We start from the raw sequence: 14,640 nt of genomic DNA, 5'->3' as shown, positions 1-14,640 counted from the left end.
TCTGCCGAGGGTGAAACGGGCAAACCCGCAGTGCATAAAACCTGCTTCCGGCGTCAACAGCTTCCGGACATCAGCGGCCCCTCGGCGAAGCTCTCGCGCGTGATGGCGTAGATCACATGCAGCGCGCGCTTGCCTTCGTAGCTGGTGAGATCGGTCCGCCGGGTGAGCATCCCGCCGATGTTCTCCAGCGCGATGCGGCTGCGCCAGTTGTTCTCGCCGACCCGGAAATCGACCCGTTCGACATAGCGGAAAGCATGTTCGAGCATCAGCCGCTTCATCTCGCGGTTGACGCCCTTGCCCCACAGGCGCGGGACGAGGACGGTCCAGCCGATCTCGACCGAGCTCTGTTCCTCGGGATCGTCCTCCGGCGCGAGCAGCGTCTGGAAGCGCGAGGTGCCGACCACGCTGCCATCGCGCTTGTCGATCGCCGCCAGCGCCCCGCCCTTGGCCAGGGCGTCGTCAAAGAACACGCGGAACACGTCCTCGCGCCAGCGGTCGTGCATCGGGTGCTGTTCCCACACCGCCGGATCGGAGGCGATCGCGAACAGCGCGTCCCAGTCATCGGACGCAAGCGGCCGGAGCAGCAGCCGCTCCCCTTCGAGGACCGGCTGGCGGTCCATTCAGGCGGTGACCGCCTTCAAGGCGGCGATGAACTTCTCGGTGTTGCCCGCGTGGAGCCCGGCGATGTTGATCCGGCCCGAGCCCGCCATGTAGATCGCATGATCCTCGCGCAGCGCCGCGATCTGTTCCTTGCTCAGCGGCAGAATCGCGAACAGCCCGTGCTGATCGGCCAACGCGGCGAGGCCAAGGCCCGGAACCTCGTTATCCGCCGCCGCCAGCCGTTCGCGCACCCGGCGCATGCGGGCGCGCATGTCGTCCAGCTCGTCGAGCCACATCTGGGTGCGGTCGGGGTTGCGCAGCACCAGCCGCACCGCCGCGCCGCCATGGTCGGGCGGCATCGACCAGTTCGCCCGGGCGAGCGCATTGAGGTTGGAGAGGATCGGCGGCAGGCCGTCCGCGCTCTTCGCCAGCACATAGAGCGCTCCGACCCGGTCGCGGTACATGCCGAAGTTCTTGTCGCAGCTGTAGGCGACCAGCGCCTCGCCCAGCTTCGACAGCACCCGGCGTACGCCGTAGGCATCTTCCTCCAGCCCGAGGCCGAGCCCGTGATAGGCGGAATCGAGGATCGCCAGCGCAGGGCTTTCGGCCAGCGCATCGGCGATCGCGTCCCACTGATCCGGAGTGTAATCGACCCCGGTCGGGTTGTGGCAACAGCCATGCAGCAACACCGCATCGCCGTCCTGCGCGTCGCCTATCGCGCCGAGCACCGCCTCAATGTCCGCAGCGCCATCGGCCGTAGCGTGCGTGAAGGCTACCAGCTCGAGCCCGAGATCGGCGAAGATCTGCGCGTGGTTGGGCCAGCTCGGCGTGCCCATGTGGACGCGGGTGACGCCCGCCGCCTTGGCCACCGCCGCCGCCAGCCGCACCGCGCCGGTGCCGCCGGGGGTCTGCATGCCCTCGATCCGGCCGCCCATCGTTGCGTCCTTGCCGAAGATATAGGGCATCAGCGCGTGGACGAAGCCGAGGTCACCCTCCGGCCCGAGATAGCTCTTCGAATCCTGCTCCTCGATCAGCGCCTGTTCGGCTGCCTTGATCGCCTTGAACACCGGGGTCGCGCCCTCGTTGGTGCGGTAAACCCCCACGCCGAGGTCGATCTTGTCGCTGCGCGGATCGGCGGCGTACAGCTTGATGAGGGCGAGGAGCGCGTCAGGCGCTTGCGCTTGGAGACGGTCGAGCATGCACCACCCCATGCCGAGGCGGCGCAGGTCCCGCAATATCAAACCGGCCTTGCCGCCGCAGTTTTCCTGCGGCCAGCTAAAGCCGCGACCTCAGAAGGGCAGCCAGCGCTGCTTCTTGGAGAACTTCATGTAGCCCGCATTCACCCCGAGCCGCAGCCCGGCGCCGACGCGGATCGGAATCAGCACCGTGTCGCCGCGCCGCATGTAACTGGCGGTCATCCCGCCGACGAGATAGGCCTGCCCCTCGCCCGCCGGGAAGCGCTTGTAGAGGTCTTCCGAATCGTAAAGGTTGTAGACCAGCACGAAGGTGTTGCCGGCATTCGCCCCTGCATCGAGTCCGATCGACGGACCGGTCCAGTAGACCGGCCGCTGGCCTTCGATCTTGTGGAACAAGGTGCCCGACCCGTAGCGCGCACCGACGATGAACGCGCCGCCTGCCTCGCGCCCGACGATATAGGCGTTGGGTTCGCCCTGTTCCTTGAGCAGGTCCTGGATCAGCCGAGCCAGCCCCTCGGCTCCCTTGCCGAACACACCCTCGGCCGCGCCGATCAGATCGTCTTCCTTGTAGGTATCGCCCTGCGCGGCGGCGACCTCGGGGTCGCCCGAAGCCTGGCTCGCCGCCTGCGAGGCATCGCTCGAGGTCACCACCGGATCGGACCAAGTCGGCGCCACATCGGCCCCCGCATCGGCTTCTCCGAAGGTTTCGCCGACGGTCGGCCGCGCTTCGGGCGGGCTGTCGGTCGGCTCGGCATAGACGGACTGGTCGCCCGGCTGCTCCATCAGATCGCCGTCGATTGCCGCGCTGGGATCGACCGTTTCGATCGGCTGCGCCGCGAGAGGGCTGGCGATCAGGCACAGGCCGGCTGCGAGACCCGCCAGCAAATTGCGCGTTCGACCCAGATTCGACATCAGCACTTCCCATCCCGCCACAAACTTACCAGCAGGCATCAGAATCCACCGCACATTAACCGGCAATTGCTGCGCGGTGAGGCGAATCCAAAACAGGCTGAGTCGAGTCGGTTTTGCGGCTTTCCCCTGCCCGGCAGGTGCAATTGCGCGGATTCGCGCGAACGGCCCTTGCCGCCTCCGCCCCGCGCGGTTATAGGGCGCGCCTCGCAGCCAGCATGCGTCGTGCGGAGACGTGGGTGAGTGGCTGAAACCAACGGTTTGCTAAACCGTCGTACTGGTAAATCCGGTACCGAGGGTTCGAATCCCTCCGTCTCCGCCACCTTACTTTTCCCAGACAATCTCTTATAGTCCTCAAACCCACAGAAATGCGGTGTTTTTTCGCTTTTCGTCGTCCGTATAGTTCTTTATATGTTCCTATGCATCCGGCGTCGAGTGTGGGTCTGAGTGTGGGTCTGGAAGGAGCGAGCGATGGGAAAATTAACGGCGATGGGGGTCAAGAACCTGACTGAACCAGGCCGCTATTCTGACGGAGAAGGTCTGATCCTCAAACTTGCCGCAAAAGGCAAAGGCAGTTGGATTGTCCGGATTCAGGCCAATGGAAAGCGCCGAGACATCGGTTTGGGCACCCTCGCTGACTTGCCACTTGGAGAAGCTCGAGAGGCCGCGAGGGCGCTTCGCAAGGAAATGAAGGCGGGCATCGACGTTCTGGCAGAGCGTGAAAAAGAAGCGTTGGTAATCCCTTCGTTTCGCGATGCCGCCAAGCTTGTCCATGAGGAGCACAAGGCAGCCTGGAAGAACGGAAAGCATCAAGCGCAGTGGATCAACACGCTCGAAACTTACGCTTTTCCGACTTTGGGCGACAAACTGGTTTCGGAGATAGAGGGACCTGCAATCCGCGATGCGCTTTCTCCGATCTGGCTGACGAAGCCAGAAACCGCGCGGCGGGTCCGGCAACGAATCGGATCGGTGCTGGATTGGGCCTGTGCGAAGGGTTTTCGTGTGACTGAAGCACCGATGCGCTCTGTTATTCGCGGCCTTCCGCGCCAGCCAAAGAAGCAAGGCCATTTCGCGGCGATGCCCTACCCTGACCTCCCCGCATTCTTGACATGTTTGCGTGGGCGCTCCTCGGTCGGCCGTCTTGCCTTGGAATTCCTGATCTTGAATGCGTCTCGCTCCGGGGAAGTTCGCGGCGCGCGCTGGAACGAGATAGACGTCAAGAAGAAGCTTTGGACGATTCCCGCTGAACGCATGAAGGCAGGAACCCTCCACGTTGTCCCGCTGTCGAAAGCGGCTTTAAATGTTCTTAAGCGAGCGAAAGCGTTCCGTTCGCCCGTCAGCGATCTTGTCTTCCCAGGACAGAACCCGCGTCGCCAATTGTCCGACATGACCTTGCTGAAAATTCTGCGCGACAAGGGCCACGATTATACCGTCCACGGCTTTCGCTCATCGTTTCGTGACTGGGTTGCGGAAAAAACCAACTATCCGGGTGAGGTCGCAGAGGCCGCACTGGCTCATACGATCGCGAACAAGGTCGAGGCGGCTTATCGACGCACGGACTATCTCGACAAGCGCAAGCCAATGATGGCGGACTGGGCAAAGTTCGTGGCCCGCTGAACGTGCGAATACGGATGGCAGCTTAGCGCCCTAATGTCGGACATGCCGGGCAAGCTTGCGTTTTCCCGAGAGCTGCCATTCACTTTAAGGGCCTTCGCAAGACAGCTTGGCGCAACAACAGAGAAAACCCTGTGGAAATCGGCTTGTTCTCGAGTTCCGGTCTCCTCGGCCTCCGAAGGCACAGATGTCCTTGGAGTGGCCCCGACTAATGTAGAATAAGATTAGACCCGACCGTTTAGCGGGGATCACGCTTGACATTGTGGTCTCGGTGCTCAGCCTCAACCGACACTTTACAAAAAAACGCACTTGCGGCAGCAACCAGAAAATTGCTGCCGACAAGCGGATTCCGCTCTATCTTACATGACCTCGACTGAATCGAAGACCCGATCGGCAAGGTCACAACGAGCGACAGGGCAAATGACCGTTACCGTGAGAACCGCGTCTCTGCCCTCCACCTTCGCTGGGACAATCATCGAGTTCACCATGCCGTCTACTCCATTCACCCGCTGGTCTCTTATGTAGCTGGTTCCAGCCAGCGGCGGCAGGCCGTTGCGACCAGTAAGGTCAGCGCTGATAACGCTTGCTCCAAACTCATATCGTCTCAAGGCGATACTATCTATTGGCGTTCCGAGAGACCTTTCTTCAGCGGTCGCGGGAACGTCCATCGAGCAGCAGCCTGAAATCGAGACCTCCTTGAAGCCAACATTTGCCAGGTCAGTCGCGGCCCATGCGTCCGGCTCAACCGCAGAACTCTGAGCAGAACTTGAAGCCGGGCCGGTCGTCGTTGTCGGAGCACACGCAGCCACACCCAATGCGAGACACGAAACGAGCATCGCTACATTTCCAGATACAATCTTCATGATCGGGCACCTCAGTATATACTATTGAAAACGCCGACCTCGGTCGAACAGGGCACGCGCTTTTGCTGGCCTGGAGCCAGCGATGCGTACAGCGTGCAACTTGTCGAACTGAAGTGAGCCAGGCCGAAAGCGTGACCTAATTCGTGAAGCACCACCGTCTCGAAGTCATAACGATTCGAGGGTGTCGTTTGTCCGGCGCTGGAAGGACAGAAGTATTCGCCAATATTGTCGCCTGACGAGGTCGTGTAAAACAAACGGTTCGCGTTGATGTAGATATCGGCATCGCGATAGCGGTTTCCGGATATCGCATTGTCATATCTGGTTTGCGCGAGCGCGGTGCCCATCGTCGTGTCAGAGGTATAGTCGAAGGTGAGATTGTTGTCGTCGCCATTCTCAAGGCTCGAACGCGTTGCGGTCGTTGAATAACTGTATGTGAAGGGTGAAGACTGACCATTCCACGTTGCAACCGCTCGTGCGATGGCTGGACGGCACTTGGTGGACAATCCAGAATTTTGGTTCACGGTTACGTTGGTTCGATCATATTTTTGACCGATAGTCTGTGCGGCGACGGTCTGACTGGCACACGCGGCGAGCGCTGCGATGATTGCTGATAGAGTGCGCATGAAATCTCTCCTTATTCGGCTGAACGCTTCGCTGAAGCCAGCGGCGCCAAAATAATCTGTATTGTGCTCAATGGAGTGGCTTGGCCCGTGCCGCGATCTGGTATCGCGATTCCATCGCTCGCAGCGTAACGAGTGCCCAAAACGGCATAATATTCCGGTCGGCCCGAATTTTGGCGGACGGGTGTCGCGCCATCCGACACGGCAGCCTCATCGTAAAGCCCACGAGATAGGGAAAACACGTAGGTGCCAGTATCACCCTCCCTGATATCGTGCGCATAGATAACTTCGGACCCTGATCGCTGACGGAACTGCAGTGTCCTTTCTGTGCGGCCGATATATCTATCCACTACGTCAAGCGTAACCGTCGACCCGAACCCGTCTCCGAGGTCCTCTACGACGACGCTCTGGATGGTGGCGAGGACCGTGTGATCGGAAAGCAATGCCTGCTCCTGCAAGGTGCTTGTGCCCTTTACGAAGTTGATCGCCGCTTGAAGCGGATTCTGGCCCGTGGCCTGCAGTCGTTGAACTCGTCCCGGCTTCATATCGAGAAAAAGCAAAAGCTGAACCGCGTCCTCGATAAGGCTCTCCTGAAGTGCCCCGGACTGCTCGGGGGAAATGCTTGCGAAGGGGCGTGGACTTTCCAGGTTCAGCGCTCGGGTAAGCTGGCGCAATTGTTGTGCGTCGCTCCTCGCGCCACGCCGGTCTAGCTGCGCCGAGCGACGGGCTTGAATGTCACGTTTCTCAGACAGGAACTGGACAACAGCCTGTTCATCTTCCGATTGCGCAGGGGTAGATTGAGCTTCAGCTGGAGACTGTACCAAAGATAGAGTTCCAGCAAGGGATAGTGCCAACGCACTAGTAACAAACACTGCTTTAGTCTGCGACCTCTTCAACGCTCTTCTCCTTGGAAGTTAATAGTCCTATTTTTGACTTCACCTGCCTTGCTCACAACTGAAATCTTGCCCTTAAATGCTCGCAAGACCTGGTTGGTTCCATGTCAATAGAAATTTATTTGGTTTTATTTAAGGACTTTATGCAGTTTCACCGACATGATGATTACTTCGCCGCGTATCGAGCGCACGGAGTCAGTAGAGGGTCTTCGGGAGCAGAGAAGGTCGATCAAACAACCAGCCATTGCTCAATTTCGGATTGGCATTGTCATCGCGCTCATACCCAATCTGTCGGCTGCTGGTGAGGGTCAGGTTTGGACTAAGGTGCAACGAAACTGTTCAAGCATGCGGTCTCACTTCTGTGAAATCGGCGCTCCGCGTCTCGGGATAGGCACGGAACGTGCAGGCGGATCGCTATTTAGTTGTGTGTCGGAGGTGGCTTGGTCGGTTCGCAGCTTTAATTGCCTAAAACCTGCCATTCCGTAATCGGCCCAGATTTTCACCTTCTTCGGATGCTCTTCCCTTGGTCAATGACGGCCAAGGAGAAAGACAATGGGATACTCACGATTTGATCCTGCCATACAAAGACGCGTGGCCTGGAACGCTGGCAAAAATGTCGGAACCAAGCGCCCGCTAACGCAAAAACAGATATGGGCGATCCGCTTTCACCTCGATCGCGAAGGCCGGTTGAGAGACAAGGCGCTCTTCGATCTCGCCATCGATAGCAAGTTGCGCGGCTGCGATTTGGTGAAGATCAAAATTGGCGACGTGGTTGCAGGTAATGACATCCGCAATCGTGCGATTGTCATCCAGCAGAAGACCAATCGACCGGTGCAGTTCGAACTCACCGCCGACGTGCGAGCCACGTTACTAGCGTGGCTGGAACGCCGGGGTGGTTCAACGGGCGATTTTCTATTTCCAAGCAGGGTAGATCATGCCGGACACATGAGCACGCGCCAGTATGCCCGCCTCGTCGATGAATGGGTGACTGCGATTGGTCTTCGGAAGTCTGAATACGGAACACATTCGCTTCGCCGGACCAAAGCCGCCATGATCTATCGGGCCACCGGTAACATTAGGGCCATTCAGATTTTGCTGGGTCACACCAAGATCGAGAACACGGTCCGCTATCTCGGAGTCGATGTCGAAGACGCTTTGCTTCTAGCAGAGCGTACCGAAATCTAGCGTGGAGCGGTCGGCCGTCGAACCTCGGTCGACCGCTTTCTACGTCTGAAAATATCATAACGCCGGGCGAATAGGGTGGTGGTCTGATGACAGACACTTTCCCCCAGCGGCATAAATCGCGATAAGGCAGGATATGAACAATCTTCCCCATGAACCCTCCGCTGCGGCGCAATTGACAAGTCAGGCAGAAAATATGCAGACAAGCGATCCTGCACCGGTGGCTCGCTCGACCCTCATCGTTCTCGCGATTGTGGGATGCGCTTGGCTGCTGGTTGAGCTGCACCGGTTCTTTCTGCTGGTTTTTGCAGCGATCGTGCTTGGCGCTGTGTTCGATGCGATCAGCGGGCGGATTTGTCGCTGGACAGGCATTGCGCGGCCTTACGGGTTGTCTCTGGCCATCATTGCATTTCTTGCAGTTTTCGCCGGCGCTTTCACTTTGTTTGGCGCGCAACTGGCTGGCGAGTTCGACACCATCAGGCAAACTGTTCCCGCAGCCGTTGAAGGAATTCAGGCCTTCCTAGACCGTTATGGCTTGGGAGCCGCGATAAGCGATTTAGCCAAAATGGGCAGCGACGATCTCTCACGGTTGTTTACCCAAGCCGGCGGCATTGCAATTGCCGCTGGTAACGGGATTGCCGATTTCGTGCTGGTGCTGGTCGGCGCGATATTCATGGCCGCCAATCCCGGCGTGTATCGCCGCGGGTTCCTGTTGCTCGTGCCGGAAAAGGCCCAAGCCACTGCTGCACAGGCACTGGACGATTCGGGCAAAGGTCTGCGCGGGTGGATGATGGGGCAGGCGATTTCGTCACTGCTGGTCGCCGCGCTGACATGGATCGGGCTGTGGCTGCTGGGTGTTCCGGCGGCAGGCGGACTCGGCGTGATTGCCGGATTGCTCGACATCATCCCAATGGTCGGGCCGATCATTGCCGGCGTTCCGGCCGTGCTTCTCGCGTTCACGGTGTCGCCGCTGACGGCGCTGTGGACATTGCTGCTGTTCCTTGCCATCCAGCAATTGCAGGGCAATTTCCTGCAACCGATGATCCAGAAACAGGCGGTGGATATTCCCCCCGCGTTGCTTCTGTTCGCGGTGCTCGCATTCGGCTTGCTGTTCGGTTTTCTGGGAGTGCTGCTTGCGGCACCGCTGACGATTGTGAGCTATATTCTCGTCCGGCGCGTCTATGTCGAAGCGATCTTGGGCAAGCCGATTTCCGTGGCTGACGCGGATTAAGCCGTTTGGTAACCGGCGCCCGGCCGAGCAATGATACGCTACGAATGCGAATGGACGTTCATGACCTTCAATAGTTTCCTTTTGCCGCTTGCCGTCATCGCCATGATGGTGGTGGCCAATGCGCTGTATGTCGCTGCCGAGTTCGCGACAGTGGGCTCGCGCAAGTCGCGGGTGCAGGAACTCGCCGAAAACGGCAATCGAGCAGCATCAAGATTGCTCGTCATTCTGCAGGATCCCAAGCGGCTCGATAACTATGTGGCGGGTTGTCAGGTCGGAATCACGCTCAGCAGCCTGGTCGCAGGTGCTTACGGGCAGGCGCAGCTGACCCCGCTGCTAACGCCTTTGTTGGGGCCGATCGGCGGCGCGGTTGCTGCCATCATCGTTGTTCTGCTGGCGGTTACGGTGCTGCAGGTCGTGCTGGGCGAATTGCTGCCCAAGACGGTCGCTCTGCGCTATCCAGAGACTCTGGCAATGGCAACGCTGTTGCCGATGAAAGTGAGCCTGCTGGTCTTCAAGCCGCTGATATTCGTATTCAACGGAACAGCTTTTGCGCTGATGCGATTGTTTCGCCTGAACATCGAACATAGCCATACGCATGTCCATTCGCCGGACGAGCTGGAAGACCTTTACCGCGAAAGCGCAGCCGGCGGCCTGATCGATGCCGACGAGCGCAACATGCTTGCCGGCGCGCTGGGGCTGAGCTCGCGCACGGTGCGCGAAATCCTGACGCCGCGCACCCGCCTGACCACGGTCGCCGCCAGCGAAACAGTTGGCGATGCCTTGGCCCGGATTGCCAAGGAGCCTTACTCACGGTTCCCGGTGACCGGCCCCAGCACCGAGGAAATCGTCGGCATCGTCCACATCCGCGCGTTGTTTGCCGCCTTCGAGCGTGATGCGGATGCCCTTGTCGAGACCGTAGCACGTCCCCCGCTGGTGGTGGCCGAGATGATGCCGGTGCCAAAGCTGTGGCAAATCCTGCGCAGCAACGGGCGGCGCACCGCCATGGTGATCAACGAATATGGATCGGTCGCAGGGATGGTCACGCTGGAAGACGCCCTGGAAGAGGTGTTCGGTGAGATTCAGGACGAATTCGATCAGGAAGAAGACCCGGTGATAGCTCGCTCGGATGGCCGCTCCGTGCGCGGGGACTTGAATCTCGCGGCGCTGGCGGACCGTTACGATATCGATCTTCCCGATGACCGGGCCGATACGATTGGCGGTCTCGTCTGGCATGAACTGGGCCGTCTTCCAGCAGTTGGCGACAAGATCGATCTGCCCGGCACGCCATACAATCTGAAGGTCGAGGCGATGGCAGGCTATGCCGTCCAGCGGGTGCTGGTGCGCGAAGATCTTCGGCCGGAGGACGAGGTATGAGCGATTATCTCCTCCCCATCCTGATCATTGCCGTTCTGGTCGCGATCAACGGCGTGTTCGTCGCCGCCGAATTCGCGCTCGTCGGATCGCGCCGCAGCCGGTTGGAGACAATCGCCAAGGGTGGTAGCGGCTCAGCCGCATGGCTAGTGCGCGTGTTTGATCGCAAAGGCGGCAAGGATAGCTATATCGCCATCGCCCAGCTGGGCATCACCCTCGCCTCTATCGGGCTAGGGATGTATGGCGAACCGGCGGTTGCGGCCTGGCTTTACCCCACCTTCGAAGGCTGGGGGATGAGCTATGACCAGTCGCATTTGGCCGGGTTCATCATCGCGCTGGGTGCCATCACTTATCTGCACGTCGTGTTCGGGGAGATGATCCCCAAAGCGCTTGCCCTGCAGCTTCCCGAGCAGGTCAGCCTGTCGGTAAATCCGCTTATGCGGTTCTTCGGAATCCTGTTCCGGCCGATGGTCTTCGTCCTGAACCAGATCGCATTCGGGCTGATGCGGATGCTGGGCATCCCCGATCCGGGCAAGACCGCATCGCTCTACACCAGCAAGGAGCTAGAAATCGCCACCGAGGAAGTCGCCGCCAGCGGCCAGTTCGATGAAGGCCAGCGCATCCTGATCGACAACATCTTCGAGATGGAGGACCGCACCGCGGAAGAGCTGATGACTTCGCGTTCGCGGTTGACAGCGATAGCGCTAGACACGCCGCCCGAAGACCTTGCAGCGCTGATCGCGTCGTCGCAGCAGACCCGTTACCCGGTTTACGCGACTTCGCTCGACGACATTGGCGGGGTGCTTCATGTGAAGGACTTCATTCGCGCCCGCACTCTGGGCAACAGCGGGCCGTTGTCGAGCATAACCCGGCCGCTGCCCCGCGTGGCGGCGACGACATCGGCCACCGAGCTGCTGGCCCTGTTCAAGAAGCAGCGCATCCACGCCGCGGTGGTTGTTGACGAACATGGCGGCACGCTGGGTTTCGTGACGCTGGATGATATCGTCGAAGACCTGATCGACGAGGAAACATCGGAAGATGGCGACTGGGTGCGTGTATTGCCGGAAGGCGGTTTCCTGCTGGACGGCGAAGTGACGCTTGCTGAACTGGCCGAGGATTACGACGTCGATTTGGTAGAAGGCGACGTTGTGACCATTGCCGGTCTGATCCTCGCCAGGCGTGGCATCGTGCCTGAGCAGGGTGAGAGCATCGAACTGCCGGGTTATCGACTAACCGTCGAAGAGACGGAAAGTTACAAAATCACGCAGGTAAAGCTGGAACCGGTAACGCAAGGTCCTCAAAAATAGCGTCCTGATCCAGCCAGATAATGACGCAGCGCGTGATCATTGACCAGGAGCGCATATATTATCAGGTCAAGTAGTTATGCAATCGGGCGATGCGCTAGCTGACAGCTTACGGGTTGCCGAACGTCCGCTTCGCGAGGTCTGATGCCTGGAAGCAGACTGACAGCAAACGGCCCACTTTCTGTCGCTCCGCCCGAAGGCCGGGCGCTAAGCGCCCGGTTCCTTCTTCTCGTCGTCCAGCGGCGTGCGCAGGACGATCCGGCCATTGATCGGGACCACTTCCAGCTGAAGTGAAAGCCCCTTGCGGTCGCGATGGAACCACGCGGCTCCGATGCGGGTCCAGAAACCCTTGTCGCCTTTGTTGGCGACATGCCAGGCGAGGAAGTCCGGCGGATTGGTCTCCTGCGCGGGTGCGGTATTGCTGCGTGCCATGATGATTTCCTTTCGTGTCTGGTGGCTCGTTGCACCAAACAAGAAGGCCGCACGGCCAAGGGCAGGATTCATGTCCAACACGGGTGACCCCGGCGAAGGCCGGGGGAACCGGCGCGGACCGGGCATTGAAGGCTGACCGAGTACGGCCAGTGAGGGTGCTCAAGAACGAAGCGGCCTGATCGAAAGGCATCCAAACACATGCCAAACCGTCACACTTGCGCCCTGGATCACTCTCGCCCAAACCTTCGCCATGGCAATCGAGGGCAGTTCACGGAAACGCTGGAGCGAAGAGGAGACGGTGCTCGCGCTGTATCTCTACTTCCAGCTGCCGTTCGGGAAGCTGCACTCGGGCAATCCGGAAATCCGGGACCTTGCCGCTGCGCTCGGGCGCACGAACAGTTCGGTCGCGATGAAGCTGTGCAACTTCGCTAGCCTCGATCCCAATATCACCGGTAGCGGACGCAAGGGTCTGGATGGTGCGTCCAAGCTGGATCGGGCCACCTATTCCGAGTTTGGCCAGGATTGGACCGGCCTCGTCTCGCGGGCAGAAGACCTATGGACCGCCCAGGTCGGCCAGTTCGAGCCGCCGCCCGCGCCATCGCGCCTGAACGAGAAGCGCAGCGAATTCCGGTTCGAACCCTATAAAGGCGAGTCCACTACACAGGCGCTTGTGAACCAGCGCGTCGGGCAGGATTTCTTCCGCCGCGCAGTGCTCGCCAATTACGAAGAGGCGTGTTGCATCACCGGTATCGCCGATCCGCGCCTGCTCACTGCAAGTCACATCAAGCCGTGGGGTAAAGACAGCGACAACCGGCATAATCCCGCGAATGGCCTGCTGCTGTCAGCGACACTCGACCGCGCGTTTGATCGGGGGCTGATCACCGTCGATCGCCAACGGCGCATTCGCGTCTCGCGGCAACTGCGCGAAAGCCAGAGCCGCGAGACGCGCGACTATTTCCAGCAATTCGAGAACGAAACCCTGCGCTCGGCTATCCGGTTCGACCCTGAACCGGCCTTTCTCGATTGGCACAACGAACACTGCTTCGTCGATCAACGCGCCGCCTGACGTGTCAGGCGGCGCGCGGACTTCCTCCCCTCAATATTCAGATGCCAGCATGATGGTGAGCACCAACCGCGTAACCGCAGGATTGGACGGATCCTCGCTTCCAAACCGCAAATCACGGTCGTAAGCATCGATCTTCCAGAAGACTGTTTCGGCTGGCCGCGCCGGTCGCGCGGTCGTCCAGCGACCTTCGACGTGCCGATAGATCGCACCGAAATCGCGTTCACCGTAAGGATCGTTGTCGGGCGTGAAGGCGTCAAATGTCTCGACCAGCTCGCGCACCCGCGACTGATCTTCCTCGGTCAATGCCCGAAACCCCTCAGTCGCCACTACAACGCAAGCCAACCCCATCGCCTGCCGGGCCCAGTCATTGAGCCGAGCAATCCGCTCGCTGCGAGAAAGAGTGCCAGCAGTCATTGCACCACCCTCCCGCCACGCTCACAAATATCGACCAGCTCGCCGAAATCCTCGCGCTCGCCCAGTTCCTCGGCAAGCCGCTGCACGTTGCCCAACGGCAAGCCGTTCTCGTTGGCCAGCATCCGCAACCAGTCCTCGCGGCACTCGGCACCGCAGGCGCGATAGTTCAAGATCAGGTCACTCATTTTCTGCCCTCCTTCGGCTGAAAGCCGCATCCGACACGCGGCATGCGGCCTGCCTTCCGGCGAGGATGGGAGGGGGAGGGAAAACCGGAATCGATGCCCTGGCGCGGGCCAGCGGGCACAGCCCGCCACACGGGGGCATCTACTTCTGGTTTCGGGAACGAGAGGGCAAAGCCTTTGGTGTTCCCGCCAGGGATCGACCGCCGATCCAGAAAGAATGGCACCCTTGCAACGGCGCGAAGCCGACGGAGGTCCTGCGCGCGCGATCAGTGCGCCAGCGGGCGTCCGGCAATGAGAGAGGCAAGAGTGCCTGCGGGTTAGCTCAAGGACTCCGCGCCCTCAGGAGCATGGCCGCAGGACATGCGGGACAGAGCGCGTCCATCAGGAATTCCCGCTCCGCTACAAACTGCTCCTGATCGTCACCGAATGGGCCGGGACTACAGGCCCGGTCTGCGCCAGCGGATAGAGCAGGTTGCCCGCCAGGGTAGCCTAGGTAGCTTTCAGGCAACGGCTAAGCCAAACCTATGAATCCGAGTTTCAATGCCATCAAGTTTGACCAGAAATTCGTGCTCGCCTCGCTCTACTACCACATCCCCGAAGTGCATTTGCCGATGGTGATTGGCACAAAGGATCATGATGTTACCGGCTGCGAGAGAACCTAGGGTCAGGACTCATTGATTGAGCCAGAAGATGACGGTTGCGGCGATGCATATTGCTGACATGAAGGCATGCGCGCAGCGATCATAGCGTGTGTGGATGCGCC

At 60.0% G+C, this 14,640-nt stretch carries 15 protein-coding genes, 1 tRNA gene and 1 pseudogene; 8 read left to right on the top strand and 9 right to left on the bottom strand.

The annotated features are described in order from the left end of the window. Nucleotides 1-53: 53 nt before the first annotated feature. From NSO95_RS11980 to NSO95_RS11970, 3 genes are all read right to left on the bottom strand, one after another. The gene (locus NSO95_RS11980) at nt 54-620 is read right to left on the bottom strand and encodes a GNAT family N-acetyltransferase (RefSeq protein ID WP_257596507.1); all 567 of its coding nucleotides are present in this window, start codon (nt 618-620) and stop codon (nt 54-56) included. Further along, nucleotides 621-1,799 (bottom strand): amino acid aminotransferase, encoded by a 1,179-nt coding sequence (locus NSO95_RS11975; protein ID WP_257596506.1) that lies wholly within the window; start codon nt 1,797-1,799, stop codon nt 621-623. A 90-nt stretch (nt 1,800-1,889) separates the two neighbouring features. Further along, nucleotides 1,890-2,708: a DUF1134 domain-containing protein gene (locus tag NSO95_RS11970; protein ID WP_257596505.1), complete on the bottom strand. Its 819-nt coding sequence runs from the start codon at nt 2,706-2,708 to the stop codon at nt 1,890-1,892. Nucleotides 2,709-2,934: 226 nt separating this feature from the next. Here NSO95_RS11970 and NSO95_RS11965 point away from each other — a divergent pair. Together NSO95_RS11965 and NSO95_RS11960 are read left to right on the top strand one after the other, a co-directional pair. After that, nucleotides 2,935-3,027: transfer RNA gene (locus tag NSO95_RS11965), tRNA-Ser, on the top strand. A gap of 149 nt (nt 3,028-3,176) precedes the next feature. Then, nucleotides 3,177-4,322 carry a tyrosine-type recombinase/integrase gene (locus NSO95_RS11960; RefSeq protein ID WP_257596504.1) on the top strand — a complete coding sequence of 382 codons (1,146 nt, stop codon included), beginning with the start codon at nt 3,177-3,179 and terminating at the stop codon, nt 4,320-4,322. An 871-nt stretch (nt 4,323-5,193) separates the two neighbouring features. On the opposite strand, the gene NSO95_RS11955 is transcribed toward NSO95_RS11960, so the two are convergent. After that, nucleotides 5,194-5,805: a matrixin family metalloprotease gene (locus tag NSO95_RS11955; protein ID WP_257596503.1), complete on the bottom strand. Its 612-nt coding sequence runs from the start codon at nt 5,803-5,805 to the stop codon at nt 5,194-5,196. Nucleotides 5,806-5,816: 11 nt separating this feature from the next. Beyond that, entirely contained in the window at nt 5,817-6,698 is an 882-nt protein-coding gene (locus NSO95_RS11950) for a hypothetical protein (RefSeq protein WP_257596502.1), read from the bottom strand. A gap of 549 nt (nt 6,699-7,247) precedes the next feature. On the opposite strand from NSO95_RS11950, the gene NSO95_RS11945 reads away from it, so the two are divergent. The 4 genes from NSO95_RS11945 to NSO95_RS11930 all read left to right on the top strand — a co-directional run bounded on the left by NSO95_RS11945 (nt 7,248) and on the right by NSO95_RS11930 (nt 11,786). Beyond that, complete coding sequence (locus tag NSO95_RS11945; RefSeq protein WP_257596501.1) at nt 7,248-7,880, top strand: tyrosine-type recombinase/integrase; 633 nt, start codon at nt 7,248-7,250, stop codon at nt 7,878-7,880. A 133-nt stretch (nt 7,881-8,013) separates the two neighbouring features. Then, nucleotides 8,014-9,108 carry an AI-2E family transporter gene (locus NSO95_RS11940; protein WP_257596500.1) on the top strand — a complete coding sequence of 365 codons (1,095 nt, stop codon included), beginning with the start codon at nt 8,014-8,016 and terminating at the stop codon, nt 9,106-9,108. A gap of 30 nt (nt 9,109-9,138) precedes the next feature. Beyond that, nucleotides 9,139-10,482: a hemolysin family protein gene (locus tag NSO95_RS11935; protein ID WP_257596498.1), complete on the top strand. Its 1,344-nt coding sequence runs from the start codon at nt 9,139-9,141 to the stop codon at nt 10,480-10,482. Continuing rightward, nucleotides 10,479-11,786 carry a hemolysin family protein gene (locus NSO95_RS11930; RefSeq protein ID WP_257596497.1) on the top strand — a complete coding sequence of 436 codons (1,308 nt, stop codon included), beginning with the start codon at nt 10,479-10,481 and terminating at the stop codon, nt 11,784-11,786. Before NSO95_RS11935 ends, NSO95_RS11930 begins: the two co-directional genes overlap by 4 nt. A gap of 204 nt (nt 11,787-11,990) precedes the next feature. Here the strand turns inward: NSO95_RS11930 and NSO95_RS11925 are convergent, their stop codons facing one another. Beyond that, nucleotides 11,991-12,215 carry a hypothetical protein gene (locus tag NSO95_RS11925; RefSeq protein ID WP_173215381.1) on the bottom strand — a complete coding sequence of 75 codons (225 nt, stop codon included), beginning with the start codon at nt 12,213-12,215 and terminating at the stop codon, nt 11,991-11,993. A 250-nt stretch (nt 12,216-12,465) separates the two neighbouring features. Between NSO95_RS11925 and NSO95_RS11920 the strand changes: the two genes are divergently transcribed. Next, on the top strand, nt 12,466-13,281 hold the full coding sequence (locus NSO95_RS11920) for an HNH endonuclease (protein ID WP_257596496.1): 816 nt from the start codon (nt 12,466-12,468) through the stop codon (nt 13,279-13,281). A gap of 30 nt (nt 13,282-13,311) precedes the next feature. On the opposite strand, the gene NSO95_RS11915 is transcribed toward NSO95_RS11920, so the two are convergent. Together NSO95_RS11915 and NSO95_RS11910 are read right to left on the bottom strand one after the other, a co-directional pair. After that, nucleotides 13,312-13,629, bottom strand: coding sequence for a DUF3768 domain-containing protein (locus NSO95_RS11915; protein WP_257597034.1), 318 nt, complete (start codon nt 13,627-13,629; stop codon nt 13,312-13,314). 62 nt (nt 13,630-13,691) lie between these two features. Further along, nucleotides 13,692-13,880, bottom strand: a complete 189-nt coding sequence (locus NSO95_RS11910) for a hypothetical protein (RefSeq protein WP_257596495.1) — start codon at nt 13,878-13,880, stop codon at nt 13,692-13,694. Between the two features lie 521 nt (nt 13,881-14,401). Here NSO95_RS11910 and NSO95_RS11905 point away from each other — a divergent pair. Beyond that, nucleotides 14,402-14,539 carry a hypothetical protein gene (locus NSO95_RS11905; protein ID WP_257596493.1) on the top strand — a complete coding sequence of 46 codons (138 nt, stop codon included), beginning with the start codon at nt 14,402-14,404 and terminating at the stop codon, nt 14,537-14,539. A gap of 9 nt (nt 14,540-14,548) precedes the next feature. Here NSO95_RS11905 and NSO95_RS11900 read toward each other — a convergent pair. Then, nucleotides 14,549-14,640: pseudogene (locus NSO95_RS11900) on the bottom strand (IS5/IS1182 family transposase); the annotation flags it as partial.

Origin of the sequence: Parerythrobacter lacustris (assembly GCF_024626475.1) — a bacterium.
GTDB lineage: Bacteria > Pseudomonadota > Alphaproteobacteria > Sphingomonadales > Sphingomonadaceae > Parerythrobacter_A > Parerythrobacter_A lacustris.
This window is presented reverse-complemented; position numbering and strand designations above follow the sequence as displayed.